The following is a 2,155-nucleotide window of genomic DNA, read 5'->3' on the forward strand; positions in this document are numbered from 1 at the left end:
ACGCCGAGATCCGAGTGGGTGATATACCCGATGTCGACGTCAGGGCGAACGATCTCCTCTCGACTGTCTTCAGGAATCTCCTCAACAACTCCGTACAGCACAACGACAAGCCGACTCCGAGGGTCGAGGTCTCAGCAGAGATCGACAACGTGGGCGGTAGAATCATCGTATGTGTCGCCGATAACGGTCCAGGTATCCCCGACGGCAGGAAACAAGAGGTGTTCGGAAAAGGCGAGAAAGGACTCGAAAGCGAGGGTACGGGTGTCGGTCTTTATCTCGTCAATACACTCGTCGAGAGCTACGGCGGCGATGTCTGGGTCGAGGACAACCCCGACGCCCCCGACGGTGAGGGTACTGTCTTTGTCGTTGAGCTTCAGGCTGCGGACAAGTATTGACCTCTCTCCGGTGTCCACAAGACGGATACTCTTACGGTCTGTACATACTCCGTGACATCCAAACTCACGACATCAGGTCTTCACCACGTGACAGTTACAGCAGGTGATCCCAAACCCAACGCAGAGTTCTACGTCAACACAGTCGGACTCCGTTTCGTTAAACGCACCGTGAACCACGACGACACCGACATCTACCACTTCTACTTCGGTGACCGGAAGGGTACACCCGGAACCAACATCAGTTTCTTTCCTCTCTTAGCTAACCGACTCCCTGGTAGGAATGGAGCAGGACAGGCTGAGACTGTCGCCTACGTGATACCGTCGGACTCAGTCGGCTACTGGGAGGAACGTCTCGAATCTAAGGGGGTGAAAGTCGACCATATCGAGAGATTCGGTGATCCGGTTCTCGACTTCACCGACCCCGACGGTGTCAGTCTCGAATTCGTCGCCAGCGATACGGAGACCGACGCCGAGCCGTGGGAGGGGAGTCCTGTACCCGTCGAACACCAGCTACGTGGCTTCCACAGTGTAACTCTCGCGGTCGAGGAGTTCGGCCCGACCGTCTCGGTCCTCACCGACGTACTGGGTTACTCACTCGAAGACGAGTCCGGAGGTAGACGGCGTTACTCAACACAAGACGACGGAATGGGGTCGGTAGTCGACGTCGTCGAAACCGACGACGAAAGCGGACGTATGGGTATAGGAGTGGTTCAGCACGTCGCTTTCAGAGCATCCGACGACGGAGAGCTTGAAGAGTTCCGCGACGCCTTTGCCGACCACGGTCTAAACGTGACTCGTAAAGTGGATCGGAAGTACTTCAACTCGATATACTGCCGTGAGCCGGGCGGGATTCTCTTCGAGGTCGCAACCGAGGACCCCGGATTCACAGTCGACGAGGATGTCAAGAGTCTCGGAAGCCGGCTCGTGCTTCCCGACTGGCTCGAAGACAGGCGTGACGTGATAGAGGAGAGACTACCCGAGTTTGAGTTCGACCCTAACCTACCGACAGACGGAAGTAGCTAAAGAAATGACCGGACTCCTCCCACGACAAACAAGACGCCGATGCCGATTATCAGAAACGGCTTATTACTGCTCTCGTGCTTGAGGTAGGCGTCGTCGGGCGACTCAGGCGGAACGTACGCTGTCACCGTGTCTCCCGTATCATATCCGTCGAGGACGGACTCGGCGGCGTCCTCGGTATCGAACTCCCTGGGTAGCTCCCCGGGGTATACATTCGAAGAACTGTACTCCTTGCCGTCGTATCTGTAAGTCAAGGTCGCACGGGGAACGTAGCCCACACCCCGTCTCTGTGACACCTCCTCCACCGAGGTCGAGTTTAGAGTCGCTTCGACCTCCACTCCTGAGTCGAGAGCCGACGACTGGACGTTGTAGCTGTACGCTCCGTATCCCACTGACGCAATCCCGAGTAGAAGCAGTAAGACCGTCTGTAATCTTCCAGAAGGACCGTCTATGCTGAACTCCATGTTGGAGAATCAGGCTTAGTTGCTGAAGCATTTCTGGATCACGAGGTATTATCCGTCCCCTTTTGGGTCAGTTCGCGGCTCCACTCCAAGAGCTGTCTGGCGTTCTCGTCTCTACGCGCTTCACGTGAGGGCTTCGACGGCTTTCTGTTCTTGAAGTAATAGCCGTCGGGAACGTCTTCCTTCGCCGCGAGATACACGAGGTTTGAGGCTGCCTCCTCCGGGGAGTCGAAGAGGGGGGACAGTATCTTAGCACCTCTTTGGAGGACTGAGGGAAAC

Annotated in this window: 4 protein-coding genes; 2 read left to right on the top strand and 2 right to left on the bottom strand. The window is 56.3% G+C overall.

Going from position 1 to position 2,155, the window contains the following annotated elements:
* On the top strand, positions 1-395 hold a 395-nt coding region (locus SV253_08895; GenBank protein MDY6776169.1), incomplete at its 5' end, for a HAMP domain-containing sensor histidine kinase.
* Between the two features lie 51 nt (positions 396-446).
* Positions 447-1,418, top strand: a complete 972-nt coding sequence (locus SV253_08900; protein ID MDY6776170.1) for a ring-cleaving dioxygenase — start codon at positions 447-449, stop codon at positions 1,416-1,418.
* Here the strand turns inward: SV253_08900 and SV253_08905 are convergent.
* Together SV253_08905 and SV253_08910 are read right to left on the bottom strand one after the other, a co-directional pair.
* Positions 1,415-1,879 (bottom strand): DUF3592 domain-containing protein, encoded by a 465-nt coding sequence (locus SV253_08905; protein ID MDY6776171.1) that lies wholly within the window; start codon positions 1,877-1,879, stop codon positions 1,415-1,417. The genes SV253_08900 and SV253_08905 overlap by 4 nt on opposite strands.
* Positions 1,880-1,917: 38 nt before the next feature.
* The coding region (locus SV253_08910) for a hypothetical protein (GenBank protein MDY6776172.1) at positions 1,918-2,155 on the bottom strand (238 nt) is incomplete at its 5' end.

The sequence above is a fragment of the Candidatus Afararchaeum irisae genome (genome assembly GCA_034190545.1).
In the GTDB taxonomy this organism is placed as follows: domain Archaea; phylum Halobacteriota; class Halobacteria; order Halobacteriales; family Afararchaeaceae; genus Afararchaeum; species Afararchaeum irisae.